General features: G+C 74.2%; 17 protein-coding genes. 6 read left to right on the top strand and 11 right to left on the bottom strand.

The genetic code is table 11. The annotated features are described in order from the left end of the window. Positions 1-44: 44 nt before the first annotated feature. From B1A86_RS06250 to B1A86_RS06285, 8 genes are all read right to left on the bottom strand, one after another. Positions 45-968 carry a shikimate dehydrogenase gene (locus B1A86_RS06250; protein ID WP_063188948.1) on the bottom strand — a complete coding sequence of 308 codons (924 nt, stop codon included), beginning with the start codon at positions 966-968 and terminating at the stop codon, positions 45-47. Further along, on the bottom strand, positions 968-2,236 hold the full coding sequence (gene mltG / locus B1A86_RS06255) for an endolytic transglycosylase MltG (protein ID WP_063188937.1): 1,269 nt from the start codon (positions 2,234-2,236) through the stop codon (positions 968-970). The genes B1A86_RS06250 and mltG overlap by 1 nt, the downstream gene beginning before the upstream one ends. Next, the gene (gene ruvX, locus B1A86_RS06260) at positions 2,233-2,802 is read right to left on the bottom strand and encodes a Holliday junction resolvase RuvX (protein ID WP_041103686.1); all 570 of its coding nucleotides are present in this window, start codon (positions 2,800-2,802) and stop codon (positions 2,233-2,235) included. The genes mltG and ruvX overlap by 4 nt, the downstream gene beginning before the upstream one ends. Further along, positions 2,762-5,473, bottom strand: a complete 2,712-nt coding sequence (gene alaS, locus B1A86_RS06265) for an alanine--tRNA ligase (protein ID WP_063188936.1) — start codon at positions 5,471-5,473, stop codon at positions 2,762-2,764. Before alaS ends, ruvX begins: the two co-directional genes overlap by 41 nt. Continuing rightward, positions 5,470-5,859, bottom strand: coding sequence for a hypothetical protein (locus B1A86_RS06270; RefSeq protein ID WP_020621562.1), 390 nt, complete (start codon positions 5,857-5,859; stop codon positions 5,470-5,472). The genes alaS and B1A86_RS06270 overlap by 4 nt, the downstream gene beginning before the upstream one ends. A gap of 171 nt (positions 5,860-6,030) precedes the next feature. Further along, positions 6,031-6,657 (bottom strand): 30S ribosomal protein S4, encoded by a 627-nt coding sequence (gene rpsD, locus B1A86_RS06275; protein ID WP_036313685.1) that lies wholly within the window; start codon positions 6,655-6,657, stop codon positions 6,031-6,033. A 284-nt stretch (positions 6,658-6,941) separates the two neighbouring features. Next, a complete protein-coding gene (locus B1A86_RS06280; protein WP_020621560.1) occupies positions 6,942-7,505 on the bottom strand; it encodes a general stress protein in 564 nt (187 codons plus the stop codon). A gap of 172 nt (positions 7,506-7,677) precedes the next feature. Further along, positions 7,678-9,075, bottom strand: coding sequence for a replication-associated recombination protein A (locus tag B1A86_RS06285; protein ID WP_078025477.1), 1,398 nt, complete (start codon positions 9,073-9,075; stop codon positions 7,678-7,680). A gap of 52 nt (positions 9,076-9,127) precedes the next feature. Between B1A86_RS06285 and B1A86_RS06290 the strand changes: the two genes are divergently transcribed. From B1A86_RS06290 to dtd, 3 genes are read left to right on the top strand one after another with little or no spacing between them, the layout of a single operon-like run. Next, a complete protein-coding gene (locus B1A86_RS06290) occupies positions 9,128-9,847 on the top strand; it encodes a DUF1697 domain-containing protein (protein ID WP_246836809.1) in 720 nt (239 codons plus the stop codon). Positions 9,848-9,858: 11 nt separating this feature from the next. Beyond that, on the top strand, positions 9,859-11,598 hold the full coding sequence (locus B1A86_RS06295; RefSeq protein WP_063188934.1) for a choice-of-anchor I family protein: 1,740 nt from the start codon (positions 9,859-9,861) through the stop codon (positions 11,596-11,598). A 44-nt stretch (positions 11,599-11,642) separates the two neighbouring features. After that, complete coding sequence (gene dtd / locus B1A86_RS06300) at positions 11,643-12,095, top strand: D-aminoacyl-tRNA deacylase (protein WP_044659818.1); 453 nt, start codon at positions 11,643-11,645, stop codon at positions 12,093-12,095. Positions 12,096-12,118: 23 nt separating this feature from the next. Here dtd and aspS read toward each other — a convergent pair whose 3' ends face one another. Further along, positions 12,119-13,933 (bottom strand): aspartate--tRNA ligase, encoded by a 1,815-nt coding sequence (gene aspS / locus B1A86_RS06305; protein ID WP_078025478.1) that lies wholly within the window; start codon positions 13,931-13,933, stop codon positions 12,119-12,121. A 145-nt stretch (positions 13,934-14,078) separates the two neighbouring features. Here aspS and B1A86_RS06310 point away from each other — a divergent pair, with 145 nt between their 5' ends. Next, on the top strand, positions 14,079-15,371 hold the full coding sequence (locus B1A86_RS06310) for an APC family permease (protein ID WP_036336621.1): 1,293 nt from the start codon (positions 14,079-14,081) through the stop codon (positions 15,369-15,371). 60 nt (positions 15,372-15,431) lie between these two features. Here the strand turns inward: B1A86_RS06310 and hisS are convergent, their stop codons facing one another. Continuing rightward, positions 15,432-16,808: a histidine--tRNA ligase gene (gene hisS, locus B1A86_RS06315; protein WP_036336623.1), complete on the bottom strand. Its 1,377-nt coding sequence runs from the start codon at positions 16,806-16,808 to the stop codon at positions 15,432-15,434. A gap of 174 nt (positions 16,809-16,982) precedes the next feature. Here hisS and B1A86_RS06320 point away from each other — a divergent pair, with 174 nt between their 5' ends. Together B1A86_RS06320 and B1A86_RS06325 are read left to right on the top strand one after the other, a co-directional pair. Beyond that, positions 16,983-18,521, top strand: a complete 1,539-nt coding sequence (locus B1A86_RS06320) for a DUF349 domain-containing protein (protein ID WP_078025479.1) — start codon at positions 16,983-16,985, stop codon at positions 18,519-18,521. A gap of 85 nt (positions 18,522-18,606) precedes the next feature. Next, a complete protein-coding gene (locus B1A86_RS06325) occupies positions 18,607-19,224 on the top strand; it encodes a hypothetical protein (RefSeq protein WP_012750900.1) in 618 nt (205 codons plus the stop codon). 11 nt (positions 19,225-19,235) lie between these two features. On the opposite strand, the gene B1A86_RS06330 is transcribed toward B1A86_RS06325, so the two are convergent. Beyond that, positions 19,236-21,515 carry a bifunctional (p)ppGpp synthetase/guanosine-3',5'-bis(diphosphate) 3'-pyrophosphohydrolase gene (locus B1A86_RS06330; RefSeq protein WP_036340297.1) on the bottom strand — a complete coding sequence of 760 codons (2,280 nt, stop codon included), beginning with the start codon at positions 21,513-21,515 and terminating at the stop codon, positions 19,236-19,238. Positions 21,516-21,561: the final 46 nt, after the last annotated feature.

Below are 21,561 nucleotides of genomic sequence, written 5' to 3' on the forward strand. Positions count from 1 at the left end.
CCGCGTGTGACCGGACGGGACGCGCCGGATGCGGCGTCCGGCGCTCAGCCGGCGGCCGGCCCCAGGGCGTCCGCCGCGGCGCGCGTCACCGCCGCCCAGTCCGGCTCGGGCATCCCGGCCGCGGCGCGGGGCCGGGCCGTGAACAGCCGCACCTGCTCGACGCCCTGGTGCAGCAGCATGGACAGCCCGGACGCCACCGGACCGCCCTCCCGGGACCAGGCGGCCGCCAGCACGGAGGGCCACGGGTCGTAGGCCGCGTCCAGCAGGGGCGGCAGGGCGGCGTCGGCCGGCACGTGCGCGGCCAGGGCGTCCGCGGCGCGCGGCGGCAGGGTGGCGACGACGGCACGCAGCCCCGGCGCCCGCCGGAGCAGATCCGCCTGGGTCAGGGTCGCCCAGCGCAGCCCCAGCGCGTCGGCCAGGGCCGTCACCTCGGCGGCGCGGGCGGCGTCGCGGACGCCGAAGAGCACCGCGTTCGCGCCGAGCGTGGCGGCGGCGAGGACGGCCGCCGTCGCGGTCCCCCCGTTCCCGAGGACGCCGACGGTCCCGCCCCGGGCGGCACGGTCGAGGCCGGCCGCGGCGAGGGCGCCGAGGATGCCGTCCACGTCCGTGTTCTCGGCGTGGACGACCCCGGGGGCGGCGGGATGGTCGCGCACGAGGGTGTTCGCGGTGCCCAGGAGCCGGACGCGGTCGCTGACGTGCCCGGCGGCGGCGACGACCGCCCGCTTCAGCGGCATGGTGACGGAGCAGCCGAGCCAGTCCTGCCCGCGGGCCGCGGCCGCGCCGCCGTCGGCCGCGCCCGGGGCGCCGAGGTGCTCGGCCGCGAAGGCCAGCACCTCGTCCTCGCCCAGGTCACGGCGGCCGTAGTCGACGTCGAGGCCGAGGACCCGGTAGGCGGCCGCGTGCAGCACCGGGGAGAGCGAGTGGGCGATCGGCCGGCCCAGGACCGCCGCGCGCAGCACGGGGCGCATCAGCACACCCCCGGATTGGACGCGCAGTAGCGCTGCAGGGTGCGCACGTGCTGCTGGTGCTCCTCATAGGTGCGGGAGAACTCGGTGTGGCCGGTGCCGATGTCCGTGGTCACCCAGTAGTAGGCGTCCGTCTCGGCCGGGTCGAGGGCGGCCTCGACGGCCGCGTCGGAGGGCATGCCGATCGGACCCGGCGGCAGGCCCGGGTGCACGTACGTGTTGTAGGGGTTCGAGGCGTCCTGCCGCTGGCCCGAGGTGAAGCTGAGGCTGCGCACTCCGAGGCCGTACGTGACGGTGGCGTCGATCTGCAGGAGCCCGTGCGTCTCGGTGTTGTCCGGGGCGAGGCGGTTCTCGATGGCGCCGGCGACCTGCTGGTAGTCCTGGGGCAGGGCCTCCGCCTCGAGGATGGAGGCGATCGTGAGCACGCGCTGCTGCTCGGCCGGGTCGCGGACGTCGAGGGCCTCGAGCTCGGCGAGGGTGGGCCGGACCAGGGCGTCGAGCACCTGCCCGGCGGTGGCGTCGACGGGGAGGCGGTACTCCCCGGCGTCGAGCCAGCCCTCGAGCGTGCCCGCCTCCCCGGGGACGCCGTAGCGGGTCGGGTCCTGGGCGGCGGCCTCGAGCTCCTCGCGGGGCAGCCCCGTGGCCTCGGCGACGGCGTCCAGCACCTCGGTGAGTCGCCGCCCGCGCTCCACGAGCACGTAGTGCACGGCCCCGTCCGTGGCACCCTGGAGCACCGCGAGGGCCTCGGCCGCGGGCATCCGCTCGCGCAGCACGAAGTCCCCCGAACGGACGAGACCGCTGCCCGTGTCCCTGGCGGCGCGCTCGAAAGCACGGGCTGAGCCCACGATGCCGGCCCGGTCCAGGCGGGCCGCCACGGAGCCCAGGTCCTCGCCCGGCTCCACCGAGAACGTCACCTCGTCGCCCTCGACGGCCGTGTGGTCGGGGCCGCTCAGGAAGCCGCGCACGATCAGCCCGACCACGACGGCGAACGCCACCAGCACCGTGCCCAGCACCAGCGCGGTCCGCCGCCGGCCGGCGCCGCGGTCGACCCGCGAGGCCGGGTGGGACCCGGTGCCCCGGCGGCGCAGGAACGTGCGGGGCCGGCGTGGGCCGGCCGCGCCGACCGGCTGGGACGGGGCGCCGACGTCGGCCTCGTCCGCCTCCTCGTGGGCGAAGCCGAACACGTCGAGGTCGTCGTGGACGTCGGCCTCGTCGTCGAGCAGATCGTCCCAGTGGTCCTCACGCCGAGCGTGCTGGTGGTCGCCGGTCACCGGATCGGCTCCCGGTCCTGGCCGGCCCAGCGCCCGGTGCGGCGCTGCTCGTCCACGGCGGCCTGCAGGATCGCGACGGCGGCCGCCTGGTCGATCACGCCGCGGCTGTCCTTGACGGACCGGCCCGCGGCCCGCAGTCCGGCCTGCGCGGAGACCGTGCTGAGCCGCTCGTCGACGAGCCGGACCGGCACAGGGTGGCCCGCCTCGGCCAGGGCGGCGGCGACGGCGTCCGCGTAGTCGAGGGCGTCCTGCGTGGACGGCGTGTGCTCGCCCCGTAGATTCACCGGCAGGCCGACGTACACGGCGACGACGTCGAGCTCGCGTGCGTGGGCGACGAGCTCGTCCACGTCACGACGTCGACGCGCATCCCGCCGCAGGGTGGCCACGGGGGTGGCGATCAGGCCGTCGGGGTCGGCCGACGCGACGCCCACGCGGGCACGGCCGACGTCGACGCCGAGGGTGCGCCCCCGGCGCACGGCGTCGGTTGCCGCGTTGGCCCCGTCCTGACCTGCGCTCACGTCCGCCTCAGGCCGCGCGCACCGCGGCGACGACGGCGTCGAGCGCATCCCCGACGCGCGTGACGTCCTGGCCGCCGCCCTGGGCGACGTCGTCCTTGCCTCCGCCCCCGCCGCCGAGCACGCCGGTGGCGGTCTTGACCATGGCGCCCGCCTTGAGGCCGGCCGCGCGGGCGGCCTCGTTGGTCGCCACGACCACGAGGGGCCGGCCCTTGGCCTCGGCCGTGAGGGCCACGAACACGGGCGTGCCCGCCGCGTTGCCGCCGGCCGACTCGATCCGGGCGCGCAGGTCCAGCGCGAGGGAACGCAGCTGGTCCCCGGCCACGTCGCCGGCGTGGTGGGCCAGCACCCGCACCGACGTCCCACCGGACGTCGTGACGTCCCGGGCCTGCGCGGCGAGCTGTCCGGCCTGGGCCTGCAGCGCCTGGGCCCGCAGCTCCGCGACCTGCTTCTCGGCCGCCTTGAGCCGGTCCAGGGTGGCGCCGATGCGGTCCTTGAGCTCCTCGGCCGGGGCCTTGAACATCTCCGAGAGCTCGGAGACGAGGGTGCGCTCCGCGGCGAGGTGGCGGAACGAGTCCAGGCCGACGAGGGCCTCGACGCGGCGGTTGCCCGAGCCCACGGACTGCTCGCCGAGCAGGGTCAGCGAGCCGATCTGCGCGGTGCGGCCCACGTGGGTGCCGCCGCACAGCTCGCGGGACCAGGCGCCGTCGATCTCCACGACGCGCACCCGGTCGCCGTACTTCTCGCCGAACAGGCTCATCGCGCCGAGTGCGCGCGCCTCCTCGAGGCTCATCTCCTGGGTGAGCACGGTGTGGTCGTCGCGGATGGCGATGTTCACCACGTCCTCGACCTCGGAGCGGGCCCCGGCCGAGAGCGACTCGGCCCAGCGGAAGTCGAAGCGCAGGTAGCCCTCCTTGTTGAAGGAGCCGGACTGGGTGGCCTCGGGGCCGAGGATCTGGTGCAGCGCGGCGTGCACCAGGTGGGTGCCGGAGTGGGCCTTCTCGCCGTCAAGGCGGCGCTGCAGGTCGATCGCGCCGAGGGCCTGCGCGCCGGCGGCGACCTCGCCGTCGAGGACCTTGACCCTGTGCACGGACAGCCCCTTCACGGGGGCCTGCACGTCGAGCACCTCGAGGCGGAAGCCGTCGCCGGTGATCAGGCCGGTGTCCGCGGCCTGGCCGCCGGACTCCGCGTAGAACGGCGTGGCGTCTAGGACGAGCTCGAGCTCCGTGCCGGCGCCCGCGGACGGGACCTCCTCGCCGTTCTGCAGCAGGCCGCGCACCACCGACTCGGTGGTGTGCTCGGTGTAGCCGGTGAAGTGGGTCTGGCCTTCGGCGCGCAGGCGCTGGTACACGGCCGTGTCCGTGTGGCCGGACTTCTTGGCCTTGGCGTCCGCGCGGGCGCGGTCGCGCTGCTCGGCCATGAGGGCGCGGAACCCGGCCTCGTCCACGGCGACGCCGGCCTCCTCCGCGATCTCCAGCGTCAGCTCGATCGGGAAGCCGTAGGTGTCGTGCAGCTCGAACGCGTCCGGGCCGGCGATGCCGCCGCCCGCCGAGCGGGCCTGGCCCACCGCGGCGTCGAGGCGGGCCGTGCCCGCGGCGATGGTCCGCAGGAACGCCTTCTCCTCGGCGTAGGCGATCCGGGCGATGCGCTCGAACTCGTCCGCGACGACCGGGTAGGTGCCCTTCATCGCGTCCCGGGAGACCGGCAGCAGCTCGGGGAACACGGGCTCGGTGACGCCCATCAGGCGCAGGGCGCGGACGACGCGGCGGATGAGGCGGCGCAGCACGTAGCCGCGGCCCTCGTTGCCGGGACGCACGCCGTCGCTGATCAGCATCAGGGCCGAGCGCACGTGGTCGGCCACCATGCGCAGGCGGACGTCGTCGTCGTAGTGCGGGTCGGCCGGGTCCTCGGTGGAGGTGTAGGAGCGACCGGCCAGCTGCGCGGCGCGGTCGAGCACGGGGCGGACCTGGTCCGTCTCGTACATGTTCTCCACACCCTGGAGGATCATGGCGAGCCGCTCGAGGCCGAGACCGGTGTCGATGTTCTTGTGCTCGAGCTCGCCGGCGACGTCGAAGTCGTCCTTCGAGCGCACCGCGGAGAGGCGGTACTGCATGAACACGAGGTTCCAGATCTCGATGTAGCGGGTGTCGTCCGCGGCCGGGCCGCCGTCGACGCCGTACGCGGGGCCGCGGTCGTAGAAGATCTCCGAGCAGGGGCCGCCCGGGCCGGGCTGGCCGGTGTGCCAGTAGTTGTCCTCCTTGCCCATGCGCTGGATGCGCTCTGGACGGACGCCCACGTCCTCGCGCCAGATGCGCTCGGCCTCGTCGTCCTCGCGGTACACGGTGACCCAGAGGCGCTCGGGGTCCAGGCCGAAGCCGCCGTCCTCGACCGAGGACGTCAGCAGCTCCCAGGCCATCGGGATGGCCGTCTCCTTGAAGTAGTCGCCGAAGGAGAAGTTGCCGCACATCTGGAAGAAGGTGCCGTGGCGGACGGTCTTGCCGACCTCCTCGATGTCCGCGGTGCGGATGCACTTCTGCACCGAGACGACGCGCGGGCTCGGCGGGGTCTGCTCCCCCAGGAAGTACGGGATGAACGGGACCATGCCGGCCACCGTGAACAGCAGCGACGGATCCGGCGAGACGAGCGACGCCGACGGCACCACGCGGTGCCCCCTGGACTCGAAGAAGGCGGTCCAGCGGCGGGCGATCTCCTGGGACTTCATGCGGGGGTGTCCTTCTGCGTGGTGGTGGTCTGGGGGCGGGCGGCGCCGTGCGACGGCGGCTCCACGGTCTCCCCGGAGATGATCGGCCCCGTGTGGGGCAGGTAGGGCGCGGCCCAGGGGGCCTCGGCGCGGACGCGCTCGGCCAGGCGCCGGGCACCGTCCTGCAGGGCGGCCGCCGCGGCGTCGGCGGCGGCCTCACCGGCCTGGCGGGCCAGACGCTCCGGGTCCAGGCGGGCGGAGAACCCCGCGCGCCCCCCCGCGGAGCCAGGGTCAGACGTCGGCGCGTCGGTCGCGTCGGTGGCCGGGTGGGCACGGTCGCCGAGGGCGCGGTGTGCGAACCAGCCGGATGCGGCGCCGGCGCCGACGAGCAGCAGCGAGCGGAGCATGGCGGGGGCCTCCTTCGGACGGCAGGGATTCCGGCCCCACCTTACCGGGCGCGGCGCCGATCCCCGGCGGCGGGCCCGGGGGACGCCGCAGGCCCGGTCACCTCCGAGAGGTGACCGGGCCTGCGGGACGCGCGGGGCGCCGTCGTCCGGGACGGACCCGGCCGCGGCGGATCAGCGCGCGTAGTACTCGACCACGAGCTGCTCCTCGCAGGTCACGGGGACCTCGGAGCGCTTCGGGCGACGGGTGAGGGTGGCGCGCAGCTTGTCGATCTCCACGGTCAGGTAGCCCGGGGTGGCGGGCAGGACCTGCTGGTGGGCGCCGGCGGCGGCCAGCTGGAAGGGGACCATCTTCTCCGAGCGCTCGTGCACGTGGATCATCTGGCCCTCCTTCACGCGGAACGAGGGGACGTCCACGCGCTTGCCGTCCACCATGATGTGGCGGTGCACGACGAGCTGACGGGCCTGCTGGATGGTGCGGGCGAAGCCGGCACGCAGCACGAGGGCGTCGAGGCGCTGCTCGAGGAGCTCGACCAGGTTCTCACCGGTCAGGCCGGCGGTGCGCTTGGCCTCCTCGAAGTAGCGGCGCATCTGGGCCTCGCGGATGTTGTACTGGGCGCGCAGACGCTGCTTCTCCTTGAGGCGCACCGCGTAGTCCGAGTCCTGCTTGCGGCGGGCACGGCCGTGCTGGCCGGGGCCGTACGGACGACGCTCCATGTACTTCTCGGCCTTGGGAGTCAGCGCGATGCCCAGGGCGCGGGAGTGCCGCACGGTGCGGCGGGTGCGAAGGTTGCCACTCATGGTGGACCTGCCTTTCCTTGACGTGCGGCACGGTTCGGGTTTGTCTCGAGGTCTCGTCCGGGCGCCGGGGCGCACGGGTCAAGGGGCCTCGAACCTGGCCTCCCCGCGATCCTGAGGAGAGCTGAGGGGCGTGCCGCCGCCCGTCATCCACTGATGCGCTGCGCGTCCCTCGCCCGGGCACGCGGGCGTCCGCGGGGATCCGAGCGAGGGGGATGCGTCCGGGGCGCAGCGCCTGCCAGACCGGTCCACCTTACCAGAGCGACGACGACGGGGCGGGCCGGGGCTCAGGCGCGCGGCGTGGCCGCGGTGCCGGGGTCCGCGCCGAGGAGCTGACCGGCCTGGTCCAGGTGGGAGGCCTCGACCAGCACGTCGTACGACTCGGCCTCCATGGTCTGCAGGGACGTGAAGTCGCGCCTGCCGCCGGTGGCCGCGTGGCCGATCGCCCCGAAGACCGCCCCCCACAGGGCGCCCAGGCCCAGGGAGATCAGCAGGATCCAGAGGAACCCGAAGCCGGGGGCGAAGATCGAGAAGAGCAGGCCGAGCAGGAGGCCGAACCACAGGCCCTGCAGCCCGCCGCGGACGGCGGCCTTGCCGGTGGTCATCCGGCCCAGGACCTGCTCCACGGAGCGCAGCCCGGTGCCCACGATGCGCACGCGCTCCACGGGGAACCCGGCGTCGGAGAGCTGGTCCACGAGGGCCTGGGCCTCGGCGTAGGCCGGGACGGAGCGCAGGATGCGGTAGTCGGCCTGCGGGAGGGCGGGGCCGCCGGCGCCGGGGCGGCCGTACGGGGCCGGCTGCTGCGCGGCGGTGTGCTGCGGGGTGGACTGCTGCGGAGTGGACTGGGTCATGGGGGCGGCTCCTTCTGTTCCTTCTGTGCGTCGGTGGTGCATGGGGGCGCGAGCGGGCGAGGAGTCGGCGGGCCGACGTCGACCGCCCCGCTCATCCCTGGACAACCGGTGATCCGGGCGTCTTTATTCCGCGCGGCCGCCCGAGGCGTCCGCCCCCGGGCCCGGCGCGCGCTCAGTCGCCGCGGATGATCCGGCGCAGCGCGGCCACCTGCTCGGTGAGCCGCTTCTCGTGTCCGATGGGCTTGGGCCGGTAATAGTCCCTCCCGACCAGGGGGTCCGGCGCGTACTGCTGACGGGCGACGGCGTGCGGCTCGTCGTGGCTGTAGACGTAGCCCTGGCCGTGGCCGAGGGCCGCCGCACCGGGGTAGTGCGCGTCCCGCAGGTGCGCGGGCACCGCGCCCGTGTGGCCGGCCCGCACGTCCGCGATCGCCTCGTTCACGGCGGTGTAGCTCGCATTGGACTTCGGCGCGGTGGCCAGATGCGTCACGGCCTGCGCCAGGATGATGCGTCCCTCCGGCATGCCGATCAGCTGCACGGCCTGGGCGGTGGCCACGGCGGTCTGCAGCGCGGTCGGGTCGGCCATGCCCACGTCCTCGGACGCGGAGATGATCAGCCGCCGGGCGATGAACCGGGGGTCCTCCCCCGCCTCCAGCATCCGGGCGAGGTAGTGCATCGACGCGTCCACGTCCGATCCGCGGATGGACTTGATGAAGGCGCTGATCACGTCGTAGTGCTGGTCGCCGTCCTTGTCGTAGCGCTGGACGTGGTGGTCCATCGCCTGCGCGGCATCCTCCTCCGTGACCGCGACGGCGCCCTCCCCCGCCCGGCCGGCCTCCCGCGCCTTGTCCAGGGCGACGCCGGCCGCGGCCTCCAGCACCGTGAGCGCCCGCCGCGCGTCGCCGCCGGCCATCCGCACCAGGTAGTCCCGCGCGTCGTCCTCGAGCACCACGGCCCCGTTGAGCCCGCGCTCCTGGGTCACGGCACGGTCCAGGAGCCCGACGATGTCGTCGTCCGTGAGCGGACGCAGCGTGAGCAGCAGCGACCGGGAGAGCAGGGGTGCGATCACCGAGAAGGACGGGTTCTCCGTGGTCGCCGCCACGAGCACGACCCAGCGGTTCTCGACGCCCGGCAGCAGCGCGTCCTGCTGCGCCTTGGAGAAGCGGTGGATCTCATCGAGGAACAGGACGGTCGTGCGGCCGTAGAGGTCGCGTTCGCGCTGGGCCTGCTCCATCACCTGCCGCACGTCCTTCACGCCGGCCGTGATGGCGGACAGCTCCGTGAACGTGCGCCCGGGGGCGCGGGCGATCACGTGGGCCAGCGTCGTCTTCCCGATGCCCGGCGGCCCGTACAGGATGACCGAGCTCGGTCCCGCGGCGGAGTCCGGATCGGGCTCGGCGAGCTTGCGCAGCGGGGAGCCCGGCCGCATGAGGTGGCGCTGGCCCAGCACGTCGTCCAGCGTGCGCGGGCGCATGCGCACGGCCAGCGGCGCGCCGGGGTGCGGGGCGGCCACGGTGCCGGCCGGGCCGTCGTCGTCGGCCCCGGTGTGCGCGGCGCTGAAGAGGTCGTCCATCGGGTCCAGGGTAGTCCTCGGCCCGCGGGCGCGTGGGTGGCATCATGGCCGCATGAGCCCCGCCGCCCCGCGCGCCGACCACACCCACGTCCTGCTGCTGCGCGGGATCAACGTGGGCCGGAGCAACCGTGTCGGCAAGGACACGCTGATCCGCTGGGCCCAGGCCGCCGGCGGGGAGGCGGTCACCACCCACCTGGCCAGCGGCAACGTCCTGTTCCGGGCGTCCTCCGACGCGGCCGCCGAGGGCGTGCGGCAGGGGTTCGCGCGGCGGGCGCGTGAGGAGGGCGGCCTCGACGTCCCCGTGGTCCTCGTGGACGTGGGCACGCTCCGGCGCGCTCTGGAGCTGCACGACGCGCTCCCCTGGGCCGGCGGCGAGCCGAAACGCACCCAGCTCACCGTGCTCGAGGACGACCCCGCACCCGAGTCGGCCGCCGCCCTGGCCGCGCTCGACCACGGGGACGGCCGACCCGCGGGGCCGGATCGCACGGCCCTGGAGGGACGGCTGCTGTGGACGCGCTGCGCCACGGGGGTCGCCGACTCCCCGCTCACCCCGGCCCGCCTCGACCGGGCGCTCGGGGTGCGCGGCACGGCCCGGAACCTCACGACGGTGCGGGTGCTCGCGGGGCTGCCGGCCGGGGACCGACCTCGGCGGACAGCACGCGGGGCGTCCGGGGACGTCGACATCCGCGGGACACCGCGCGCTGGCCGGGACGTCACGGTCCGTTCACATCCGTGCGATGGGGTGACCCCGTCCTCCGCCTCCCTGCCCTGACTGGAGCATCCATGCCTCGCCTCGCACGCCTCGCCACGGCCGTCACCGCCGCGGCCCTGTCCACGGCCTTCCTCGCCCCGGCCTCCCTCAGCGCGCCCGCCCCGCACTCGGCCACGGCCCAGCGCGCCGCCATCGCCGCCAACCCGTCCGGCAAGAGCATCGAGCTCACCCGCGCCGGCACCCACGAGACCGGCGTGTTCGGCGAGTCCGCCGCCGAGATCCCGGCCTTCGACGCGGTCTCCGGCCGCCTGTTCGTGGTGAACGCGCAGCGCGGCGCCGTCGACGTCATGCGCCTGGGCGCCGACGCCGCCCCCGTGGCCGAGCGGACCCTCTCCGCCGAGGGCCTGCGCACCGCGGACGGCTCCGTCACGGACAAGGGCGCCACGGTGAACTCCGTGGCCGTCTCCGGCGGCGTGATGGCCGTCGCCGTGGAGGCCGCCGAGAAGACCGACCACGGCTGGGTCGTGTTCTTCGACACCACCACCCTGCGCTACCTCGGCGGCGTGCGGGTGGGTGCCCTGCCGGACTCGCTGGCCTTCTCCCCGAACGGGGCGTACGTGGTGGTCGCCAACGAGGGCGAACCGGCCGACGACTTCTCCGTCGACCCGGAGGGCACGATCTCCGTGGTCTCCGTACCGAAGAACGCCCGGCAGTTCTCCCGCCTGACCCAGGACGCGGTGCGCACCGTGGACTTCCGCGCCTACGACGCCGGCACCGCCCTGCCCGCCGGCGTGCGCGTCTCCGGCCCCGATATGGCGGTGCCCGCCGGTCACGAGCCCGCCGGTCGGGTGGCTCGCAACCTCGAGCCGGAGTACGTCACCGTCGACCCGACCGGACGCACCGCCTACGTGTCCGTGCAGGAGGCCAACGCCGTCGCCGTCGTGGACCTGAAGTCCGCCACGCTGGAGGACCTCTGGGCGCTGACGCCCACCGATTGGTCCACCGAGGGCGTGCTGGACGCCTCGGACAAGGACGGCGGCATCGAGCTGGGCCACTGGCCGGTCGACGGCCTGCCCATGCCCGACGGCATCGACACGTACCGCTGGCGCGGTCAGAACCTGGTCGTCACCGCCAACGAGGGTGACGGGCGGGAGTGGGGCGACTTCAACGACTCCGAGCGCGTCAGCGACCTGGACCTGTGCGCCGCCGAGTTCCCGGGGGCCAAGGCCCTGCAGAAGAAGGATGCCCTGGGCCGCCTGAAGGTGCTCACCGACCTCGGCTACGACTCTGAGCGCGAGTGCCACTCCTCCCTGACCACACTGGGCGGCCGGTCCTTCTCCATCTACACCGCGGACGGCACCCGCCTGTTCGACTCCGCCGGCATGATCGAGGAGCAGATCGCCCGGCTCGTGGCCGCCGGCGAGCTGCCGGAGCACGCGTTCAACGCGAACAACGACGAGACCCCGTCCGGGGACTCCCGTTCGGATGACAAGGGCCCCGAGCCCGAGTCCGTGGTGGTGGGCACGATCCAGGGCCGCACCTACGCGTTCGTGGGCCTCGAGCGCATCGGCGGCGTGGTGGTCTTCGACATCACCGACCCGCGGAACGCCACCTACGTGGACTACGTCAACGACCGTGACTGGGATGCCGCGGGCGACGACGCCACGGCCGGCCTGGGTGACATGGGCGCCGAGGGCCTGACCTTCGTGCCGGCCGACGAGTCCCCCTCCGGCACCGCCCTGCTGATCGTCGCCAACGAGGTCTCCGGCTCGACCACCGTGTACGAGGTGAATCCGACCCGTCGTCAGTGATCCGCTGACGCGGACCGGTTCCGGGCGCGTTGCAGAATGGCTGCATGAGAGCCGTTCTGCAACGCGCCCGTTCCGCGTCCGTGACCGTCGACGGCAAAGTCGTCGGCTCCTTCGAGGGCGAGGGGCTGGTGATCCTGCTCGGCGTGACCGTCGACGACACCGAGGCCGAGGCCGTCCAGGTGGCCCGCAAGGTGGCCGGGCTCCGCATGCTCGACGGCGAGCGGTCCCTCACCGACGCCGGTGCCCCGGCGCTCGTCGTCAGCCAGTTCACGCTGTACGGCGACGTGCGGAAGGGCCGGCGGCCGTCCTGGACGCGCGCGGCGAAGGGCAACCAGGCCGAGCCGCTCTACGAGCGGTTCACGGCCGAGCTCGAGGCCGCCGGCGTGCGCGTGGAGCGCGGGGTGTTCGGCGCGAAGATGGACGTCTCCCTCACCAACTCCGGGCCGTTCACGCTGATCGTGGACTCGGACGAGCTGGCCGGTCCGCGGCGCGGCTGAGGCGGGCCCGCCGCGGACCCGGATCAGGCCTCCGGCTCGGCCTCGGCCTGCTTCGGCTCCGGCTGCGCGTCGACGCCGGCCTCCTTGCGCTGCTGGGCGGTGATGGGCGCCGGTGCGGCCGTCAGCGGGTCGAAGCCGCCGCCGGTCTTCGGGAACGCGATGACCTCGCGGATCGAGTCGGTGCCGGCCAGCAGGGCGACCACGCGGTCCCAGCCGAACGCGATGCCGCCGTGCGGCGGGGCGCCGTACTTGAAGCCCTCGAGCAGGAAGCCGAACTTCTCGTTCGCCTCCTCCGGGGACAAGCCCATGACCTCGAACACGCGCTCCTGCACGTCCTGACGGTGGATGCGGATGGAACCGCCGCCGATCTCGTTGCCGTTGCACACGATGTCGTACGCATACGCCAGGGCCGCGCCCGGGTCGGTGTCGAAGGTGTCCGCGAACTCCGGCTTGGGCGAGGTGAACGCGTGGTGCACGGCGGTCCAGGCGCCCGCACCCACGGCGACGTCGCCCGAGGCCACGGCGTCGGCCGCCGGCTCGAACATCGGCGCGTCCACGACCCACACGAACGCCCAGTCGGCGTCCTTCGCGGCCACGCCGTCACCGGCATCGGTGAACAGCCCGCAGCGACGGCCGATCTCCACGCGGGCCGCACCCAGCAGCGCGCGGGACTCCTTCGGCTTCCCGGCGGCGAAGAACACGCAGTCGCCCGGGTTCGCGCCCACGGCGGCGGCCAGCCCGGCCTTCTCCTCCTCGGAGATGTTCTTGGACACCGGGCCGGTCAGCTCGCCGTCCTCCTGGATGAGCACGTAGGCCAGGCCCTTGGCGCCGCGCTGCTTGGCCCACTCCTGCCACGCGTCGAGGGTGCGGCGGGCCTGGGAGGCGCCGCCCGGCATCACGACGGCGCCCACGTACTCGTTCTGGAACACGCGGAACGGGGTGTCCTTGAAGTACTCGGTCAGGTCCGTCAGCTCGAGGCCGAAGCGCAGGTCCGGCTTGTCCGAGCCGTACTTCTCCATCGCCTCGGCGTAGGTCATGCGGCGGATCGGCGTCGGCACGTCCACACCGACGAGGGCCCACAGGGCCTTGACGATCTTCTCGCCGAGGGCGATCACGTCGTCCTGCTCCACGAAGGAGGCCTCGATGTCCAGCTGGGTGAACTCGGGCTGACGGTCCGCGCGGAAGTCCTCGTCGCGGTAGCAGCGGGCGATCTGGTAGTACTTCTCGATCCCGCCCACCTGCAGCAGCTGCTTGAACAGCTGCGGCGACTGCGGCAGGGCGTACCAGGAGCCGGGAGCCAGGCGGGCCGGGACGAGGAAGTCGCGGGCGCCCTCCGGCGTCGAGCGCGTGAGGGTCGGGGTCTCGACCTCCACGAAGCCCTCGCCGTGCAGCAGCTCGCGTGCCGTGCGGTTGACCTCGGAGCGCAGGCGCATGATGCGCGAGGGCTGCGGGCGGCGCAGGTCGAGGTAGCGGTGGCGCAGCCGGGCCTCCTCGCCGACCTCCACGTGCTCGTCCACCTGGAACGGCAGCGCGGCGGCGGTGTTGAGCACCGTCACGGTCTCCGCGATCAGCTCGATCTCACCGGAGGGCAGGTTCGGGTTCTCATTGCCCTCGGGGCGGCGCTCGACCGTGCCGGTGACCTGCAGGACCCACTCGTTGCGCAGCGGGTCGAAGTCCGCCTCGTCCCGCACCACGACCTGGGCGAAGCCCGAGGCGTCGCGCAGGTCCACGAAGGCCACGCCGCCGTGGTCGCGCCGCCGCGCCACCCAGCCGGTGACGGTGACGGTCTGGCCGATGAGCGAGGCGTTGAGCTCGCCGAGGGAGTGGGTGCGCAGCACGAGGGTCCTCTCCGTCCGGTCGCCGGACGATGTGCGGGGTTCATGTGATGGTCGACGCCGTGTGATACGCCTGCGGGGCGGGCGCGCGCCGTTCCCGTCAGTCTAGTGCCCCGCCCGCATTGCCCCAGCCCAGGAGGACCCCGTCATGACCGCCGCCCTGCAGCGCCGCCTGACCCTGCTCCACGCCGTCGCGATCGGCCTCGGCTCGATGATCGGCGCGGGCGTGTTCACCGCGATCGGCCTGGCGGCCGCGCTCACCGGCGGCCACCCCGGCCTGCTGTACGGGGCCCTGGCGGTCGCGGCCGTCGCGGCCCTGTGCAACGCCCTGTCCACGGCGCAGCTGGCCACCGTCCACCCCGAGTCCGGCGGCGCCTACGTCTACGGCCGGCGGCAGCTGCACCCGTGGGCCGGCTTCGTCGCCGGCTGGGGCTTCGTCACGGGCAAGACCGCGTCGGTGGCCGCGGTGGCGGCCACCCTCGGCCTGTACCTCGTCCCCGACGACGCCGCCGCGGCCCGGTGGACGGGCGTGGCCGCCGTCGTCGTGCTCACCGGGGTGGCGATGGCGGGCGTGACGCGGACCGCGCAGGCGACGTTGGCGATCCTCGTGCCCGTGCTCGCCGTGCTCGTGTTGGCCATCGGCGCGGGCCTGGCGCGCGAGGCCCCCGGGGGCTCGGCTGCGGCGCTCGGCGTCGACTCCCCTGTGCAGGGCGTGCTCATGGGCGCGGGCGTCCTGTTCTTCGCGTTCGCCGGCTACGCGCGCGTGGCCACCATGGGCGAGGAGGTCATCGACCCCGCACGCACGATCCCGCGCGCCATCCTGATCGCCCTCGCCGTGACCGTGGCGCTGTACCTGCTGCTCGCCACGGCGCTGATCTCGGGCCTCGGGACCTCCGGGCTGGCCCGGTCCCCGGCGCCCGTGCGCGAGCTGCTCGAGACCGCCCTGGGCTCCGGCTGGGGCTGGGTGGCCGTGGCCGGCGCCGCCCTCGCCGCGGCCGGGGCCATGCTCACCCTGCTGACGGGCATCTCCCGCACCGCCCTGGCCATGGCCCGCGAGGCCGACCTGCCCCGCCCCCTGGCTCGGGTCCATGCGGGGACCGGCACGCCGTGGACGGCTCAGCTGACGGTCGCCGCGGCCGTCGTCCTGCTCCTGCTCACCACGGACATCCTCACCGTGGTGGGCTTCAGCTCGTTCGGCGTGCTCGTCTACTACGCGGTGGCGAACCTGTCCGCCCTGACCCTGCGCGGGGACGACCACGGCCACCGCCCGGCCCGGCCGCGCCCGCTGCGCGTGCCCCGGGCCGTCAACGTGCTCGGCCTGGCCCTGTGTCTGCTGCTCGCCTTCAGCCTGCCGCCGATGTCCGTGGCCGCGATGGCGGGCGTGTTCCTGATCGGGGTGGGCGGGCGCGCGTTCGTGCGGGCCGGGCGCCGGGGCGGGTGACCCGACGCGCGGACGGGTGTCGGCGTCGCATGCCGGGCCCGGCGCGCAGGGCGCGCCCCCTCAGTCCTGCGTGCGGGTGATCTGCGGCAGCAGGTCCTCGGTCGGCGGGGTCCAGTCGGCCGGGTCCACGGCGTGCTGCTCACCGGAGCGGATGTCCTTCACCTCGTGGACCCGTGCGCCGGCGTCGTCCCGGCCCATGAACCACACGAACGGGATGCCGCGGCGGTCCGCGTACTTGATCTGCTTGCCGAACTTCTCCGCCGACACCGCGACCTCCGCGGGGATGCCGCGCTCCCGCAGCAGGGCCGCGACGTCCTGGGCCTCGGACCAGTCCTCGTCCGCGGTCAGCGCCACGTACACCGCGGTCGGCACGGAGCGGGAGGCCACGGCCATCTGCTGGGACAGCATGCGCATCACCAGCCGCGTCACGCCGATGGACAGTCCGACACCGGGGAACACGCGGTTCCCCTTGGACGCGAGCGCGTCGTAGCGGCCGCCCGAGCAGATCGATCCGAGCTGCTCGTGGCCCACCAGGACGGTCTCGTAGACGGTGCCCGTGTAGTAGTCCAGGCCGCGCGCGATGGACAGGTCCGCCACGGCGCGCCCGGGGGCGCGGCGGTGCAGGGTGGCGACGACGTCGGCCAGCTCGGTCAGCCCCTCCTCGAGCAGCTCGTGGGTCACCCCCAGGGCGCGGACCCGCTCGACGAACGAGGTGTCCGACGTGCGGATGTCCGCCAGGGCCAGCGCCTGCGCAGCCTGCTCGGGGCTCGCGCCGACCTCCTCCTGGAGCAGCCGCGCGACCTCCTCCGGGCCGACCTTCTCCAGCTTGTCGATGCTGCGCAGCACTCCGGCGGTGTCCTCCAGGCCGATGCCCCGGTAGAAGCCCTCGGCGAGCTTGCGGTTGTTCACGCGGATGAGGAAGTCGCCGATCGGCAGGGCGCCGAGCGCCTCGGCCATCACCAGTGCGACGTCGGCGTCGTACCGGGGCGAGAGGGCGCCGTCGCCGACGACGTCGATGTCCGCCTGGGTGAACTCGCGGGCGCGGCCCTCCTGAGGGCGCTCCCCGCGCCAGACCTTCTGCATCTGGTAGCGACGGAAGGGGAAGGCGAGGTGGCCGGCGTTCTCCACGACGTAGCGGGCGAACGGCACGGTGAGGTCGAAGTGCAGGGCCAGGCGCTTGGGGTCGGCCGGGTCCTTGGGCTCGCGCCGGCCCGCGGCGACCTCCTCGTCCTCGGCCAGGCGCGAGACCGCGTAGACCTCCTTGTCCACCTCACCCTTGCGCAGCAGCTGGCCCAGGGTCTCCACGGCCCGGGTCTCGATGCCGGCGAACCCGTGCAGCTCGAAGGTCCGCCGCAGCGTGTCGAGCACGTGCTGCTCCACGAGCCGCTCGGCGGGCAGCCACTCGTGGAAACCGGACAGGGAGGCCTTGCGGGACATGGCGATCCTTCGAGACGACGACGGCGGGGACGCACGACGGTCCCCCGCCGGCGCACCGGCCCATTCTAGGCGCGGGCGCTGTCCGGCCCGGTACGCTGGCCCTGTTCGTGTCCATCCCGACCGGCCGCATCCCTCGACGACTGCGTGCCGGCGCAGTCAGGGAGAGTTCCAGCGGTGACCAATCACATGCAGCCCGACGACCAGCAGTCCCCCGCCACCGAGGCCACCCCCGCATCGGCCGAGGCCGCCGAGACGACCGTGCCCGCCGAGGCCCGTCCCGTCCCCGAGATCGTCCCCGACGCGCCGGCGCACGGTGATTCCGCCCAGCCCGCCGAGGCGCCCGCCGTGCCCTCCCCGGCCGCGATGAAGAAGGCCAGCCCGGCCGCCGTGCGCCCCGCGACGCCCGCCGCCGCGTCCGCCGTCCCGGCCCCCGTCGTGGCCCCGACCGTGCCGCCCACCCCGGTGGAGGAGGCCGCCAGGTTCGCCCGGGTGAGCGAGGACGGCCACGTCACGCTGCTGGACGGGCAGGAGGAGCACGCGGTCGGCCAGGTGCCGGACGCGAGCACCGAGGACGCGCTGGCGTACTTCGTGCGCAAGTACGACGACGTGCGCGCCCAGATGGCCCTGTTCGAGCAGCGCATCGCCGCCGGCGCCCCCTCGAGTGAGCTGGGCCGGGCGCTGGGTCAGATGACGACCGCGGTGAACGAGCGCCACATGGTCGGCGACATGGACGCCCTCCGCACCCGCCTGGCGGCCCTGGAGACCCTCCTGGCCGACTACCGCGCCGCGGAACAGGAGGCCCGGCAGGCCGCCCAGGCCGAGCAGCTGGCCACCCGCGAGGCCATCGTCGCCGAGGCCGAGACCTTCGCCCAGACCCCGGCCGAGCGGATGCCCTGGAAGACCGCGTCCAAGCGCATGACGGAGCTGTTCGAGGAGTGGAAGGCCGCCCAGAAGGCCGGTCCGCGTCTGGCCAAGTCGGTCGAGGACGACCTGTGGAAGCGCTTCCGCGGCGCCCGCACCACGTTCGACAAGACCCGCCGCGCCCACTTCTCCCGGCTGGACGCCGCCTCGGCCGAGGCCAAGCAGGTCAAGGAGCGTCTCATCGCTCGTGCCGAGGAGCTGTCCACCTCCACCGACTGGGGCGTGACCGCCGGCAAGTACCGCGACCTGATGGACGAGTGGAAGCGCGCCCCCCGGGCCTCCCGCAAGGAGGACGACGCCCTCTGGGCCCGCTTCCGCGCCGCCCAGGACGTCTTCTTCGCCGCCCGCAAGGCCGCGAACCAGGAGATCGACCGCGAGTACGGGGCCAACCTGAAGGTGAAGGAGCAGATCCTCGCCGACGGCCAGAAGCTGCTCCCCTTCACGGACGTCAAGGCCGGGCGGCGCGCGCTCAACGAGCTGCGCGGGCGGTGGGAGGATGCCGGCCGCGTGCCCCGCGGGGACGTCCGTCGCATGGAGGAGGGCTTCCGCAGGCTCGAGGACGCCCTCAAGCAGGCGGAGAACGAGCACTGGCGCCGCACCGATCCGGAGACCAAGGCCCGCACGAACTCCGCCCTCACGCAGCTCGAGGAGACCATCGCCGGGCTCGAGGCGGATCTCGCCCGGGCCCAGGCCCAGGGCGACCAGCGCGCCGTCAAGAAGGCTCAGGAGGCGCTCGACGCGCGCCTGAAGTGGAAGCAGGCCCTCGAGGCCTCGGCCTCCGAGCTCCGCTGAGCCCCACCCGTCTCGAGCACGCCCCCGCGGCCCGTCTGTCCACAGGCGGCCGCGGGGGCGTCCTTGTCTCTGGCAGGCTCCGGGCATGACGACCGTGACGATCGAGGAGACCGCCCCGGCCGGGGCGCTCATGCTGGCGGGCGACCCCTTCACGGAGCCGGAGCTGCAGGCGCTCGGCGCGCGGGGCGCCGTGCGACCGCTGCTGCCCGGAGTGTGGGCGCGGCCGGACGCGGCGGACGATCCCGCGGTCCGGGCCGCTGCCCTGTGGACCCTCGGCGGCCCGCTCCTGGCCGCCGGCTGGACCGCGATCGGCCCGTCGGCGGCCTGGATCCTGGCCGGCGGCGCGGCGCCCGGGCGGCTGCACGCGGCCGTGCCGCACTTCCACCGGCGCCCCGCCGGCGGGGGCCAGCTGCCCTGGACGCTCACGCAGTCGGACGTCGCAGCCGATGCCACGGGCGTCGCCCCCGCCGAACAGGACGTGCTCCGCTTCGGCCCCGTGCGGGTCACCACGCCCGCCCGGACGGTCGAAGACCTGCTGCTCAGCGCCGACCCGGATGCGGCGCGGCGCGCGGCTGCCGTGATCGGCGCCCACGGCGCCGCCGGGCTGCGGGAGCGGCTGGCCCGCCGGACCCGCCGCGCCGGCGTCGTGGCGGCCCGGCGCCGGCTGGGCGCGCTGCTGACGGCGCTGGACGTCCCCGACTGAGGCCGGGAGGCTCAGGTGCGGTGCACGTCGAACACGCCGTCGATGCGGCGCACCGCGTCGATCACGTGGCCGAGGAACCGGGGGTCGCCCATCTCGAAGACAAACCGGCTCATCGCCACGCGGTCGCGGGTGGTGTTCACGGAGGCCGAGAGGATGTTCACGTGGTTCTCGGAGAGGACCCGTGTGACGTCGGAGAGCAGCGACTTGCGGTCCAGCGCCTCGATCTGGATCTCGACCAGGTAGACGGTGTCCCTCGACGGCGCCCAGCTGACCGGGGTGTGGCGCTCCGGCTCCTGCGCGAGCAGGGTCGCCAGGTTCGGACAGTCGACCCGGTGCACGGAGACCCCGGAGCCGCGGGTGACGAACCCGTCGATGGCATCCGGCGGCACCGGGTTGCAGCACCGGGCCAGCTTGGCCATGACACCGCCGTCGCCGTCCACGAGCACGCCGGCGTCGTTGGTGGCCCGCGCGGGGGCGCGCCGCGCCTGAGCCGGGACCAGCTCCTGCAGGTCCACCTCACCGACGGTCAGTTCGCCCTCCGGCTCGGCCTGCGTCGGCGTCGGCGGAGCGAGGCGCTCCGCGACGCGTTCCTGCACGGACTGCGCGGACACGTGACCGTCGCCGAGGGCCACGAACAGCCCGTCGAGGTCCGCGTAGCCGAGATCCGTGGCCAGCTGCACCAGCTCCTCGCCGCCGAGCACGTGCTGCACGGTCATGCCGGCCTTGCGCAGCTGACGGGTCAGCGACTCGCGTCCCCGGTCGGCCTGCTCGCCGCGGCGCTGCGTGGCGAAGTGGTGACGGATCTTGGACCGGGCCCGTGGCGAGACCACGAAGCCCAGCCAGTCCCGGCTCGGGCCCGCGTCCTCGGCGCGCGAGGTGAAGACCTCCACGGTGTCGCCGTGGCTCAGCGGCGTGGACAGCGGGACGAGCTTGCCGTTGACCCGGGCACCGATGGTGCGGTGGCCGACGTCGGTGTGGATGGCGTAGGCGAAGTCCACGGGCGTGGAGCCGGCGGGCAGGGTGCGGATCTCCCCCTTCGGCGTGAAGACGTACACCTCGTCCGCCCCGATCTGGGTGCGCAGCGAGGCGAGGAACTCGTCCGGGTCCCGGGTGTCCGCCTGCCAGTCCATCACCGAGCGCAGCCAGGCCGGCGTGGCCTGCACCGGCGCCTGGCCGGCGGCCTGGGCCTTGTACCGCCAGTGCGCGGCGACGCCGTACTCGGCCTGGCGGTGCATCTCCTGCGTGCGGATCTGGATCTCCACCGGCTTGCCGCCCGGCACCATCACCGTGGTGTGCAGGGAGCGGTACATGTTCAGCTTCGGGACCGCGATGTAGTCCTTGAACCGACCCGGGACCGGGTTCCAGCGGGCGTGGATCGCGCCGAGCACGGCGTAGCAGTCACGCACGGAGTCCACGAGCACCCGGATGCCCGTCAGGTCGTGGATGTCGTCGAAGTCCTTCCCGCGCGTCACCATCTTCTGGTAGATCGAGTAGTAGTGCTTCGGCCGTCCGGTGACGGTCGCCCGGATCCGGTGCTCGCGCAGATGATCCTCGATCACGGTGCGCAGCGCCGCGATGTGCTTCTCCCGCTCCGGGTTCCGCTCCCCCACGAGGCGCACGATCTCCGCGTACATCTTGGGCTTGAGGGCGGCGAAGGAGAGGTCCTCGAGCTCCCACTTGACGGTGTTCATGCCGAGCCGGTGGGCCAGCGGGGCGTAGATGTCCAGGGTCTCCTGGGCCTTGCGCGCGCTGGACTCCGGGGAGACGTACCGCCACGTCCGCGCGTTGTGCAGCCGGTCGGCGAGCTTGATGAGCAGGACGTTCACGTCCTGGGCCATCGCGATGACCATCTTGCGCACGGTCTCGGCCTGCGCCGCGGCGCCGTAGGTCACCTTGTCCAGCTTGGTCACGCCGTCCACGAGGAGGGCGACGTCGGAGCCGAAGTCGGCGCGCAGGCGCTCCAGGGAGTAGTCCGTGTCCTCGACGGTGTCGTGCAGCAGGGCCGCCAGGAGGGTCGGGCCGGTCACGCCGATCTCGGCGAGGATCGTGGCGACCGCGACGGGGTGGGTGATGTACGGGTCCCCGGAGCGCCGCATCTGCCCCTCGTGTGCCGCGCGGGCGACCTCGAAGGCGCGGACGATGTCGGCCAGCTCGGTCTTGGTGGCTCGCTGCCGCACCGTGCGCATCAGCGGCTCGAGCAGGGGCGAGTACTCGGTGGCGTGCCGGCCGGTCAGGCGTGCGATCCGGCCGCGGGGCCGGACCGGGACGGGAGTGGGGTCCTGCTCGCTCATGGGCCACGCCTCCTGACTCGTGCGGCCCCGACCGCTCCGGCCGGGA

This window comes from Micrococcus sp. KBS0714 (assembly GCF_002008305.4).
GTDB classification, from domain to species: domain Bacteria; phylum Actinomycetota; class Actinomycetes; order Actinomycetales; family Micrococcaceae; genus Micrococcus; species Micrococcus luteus.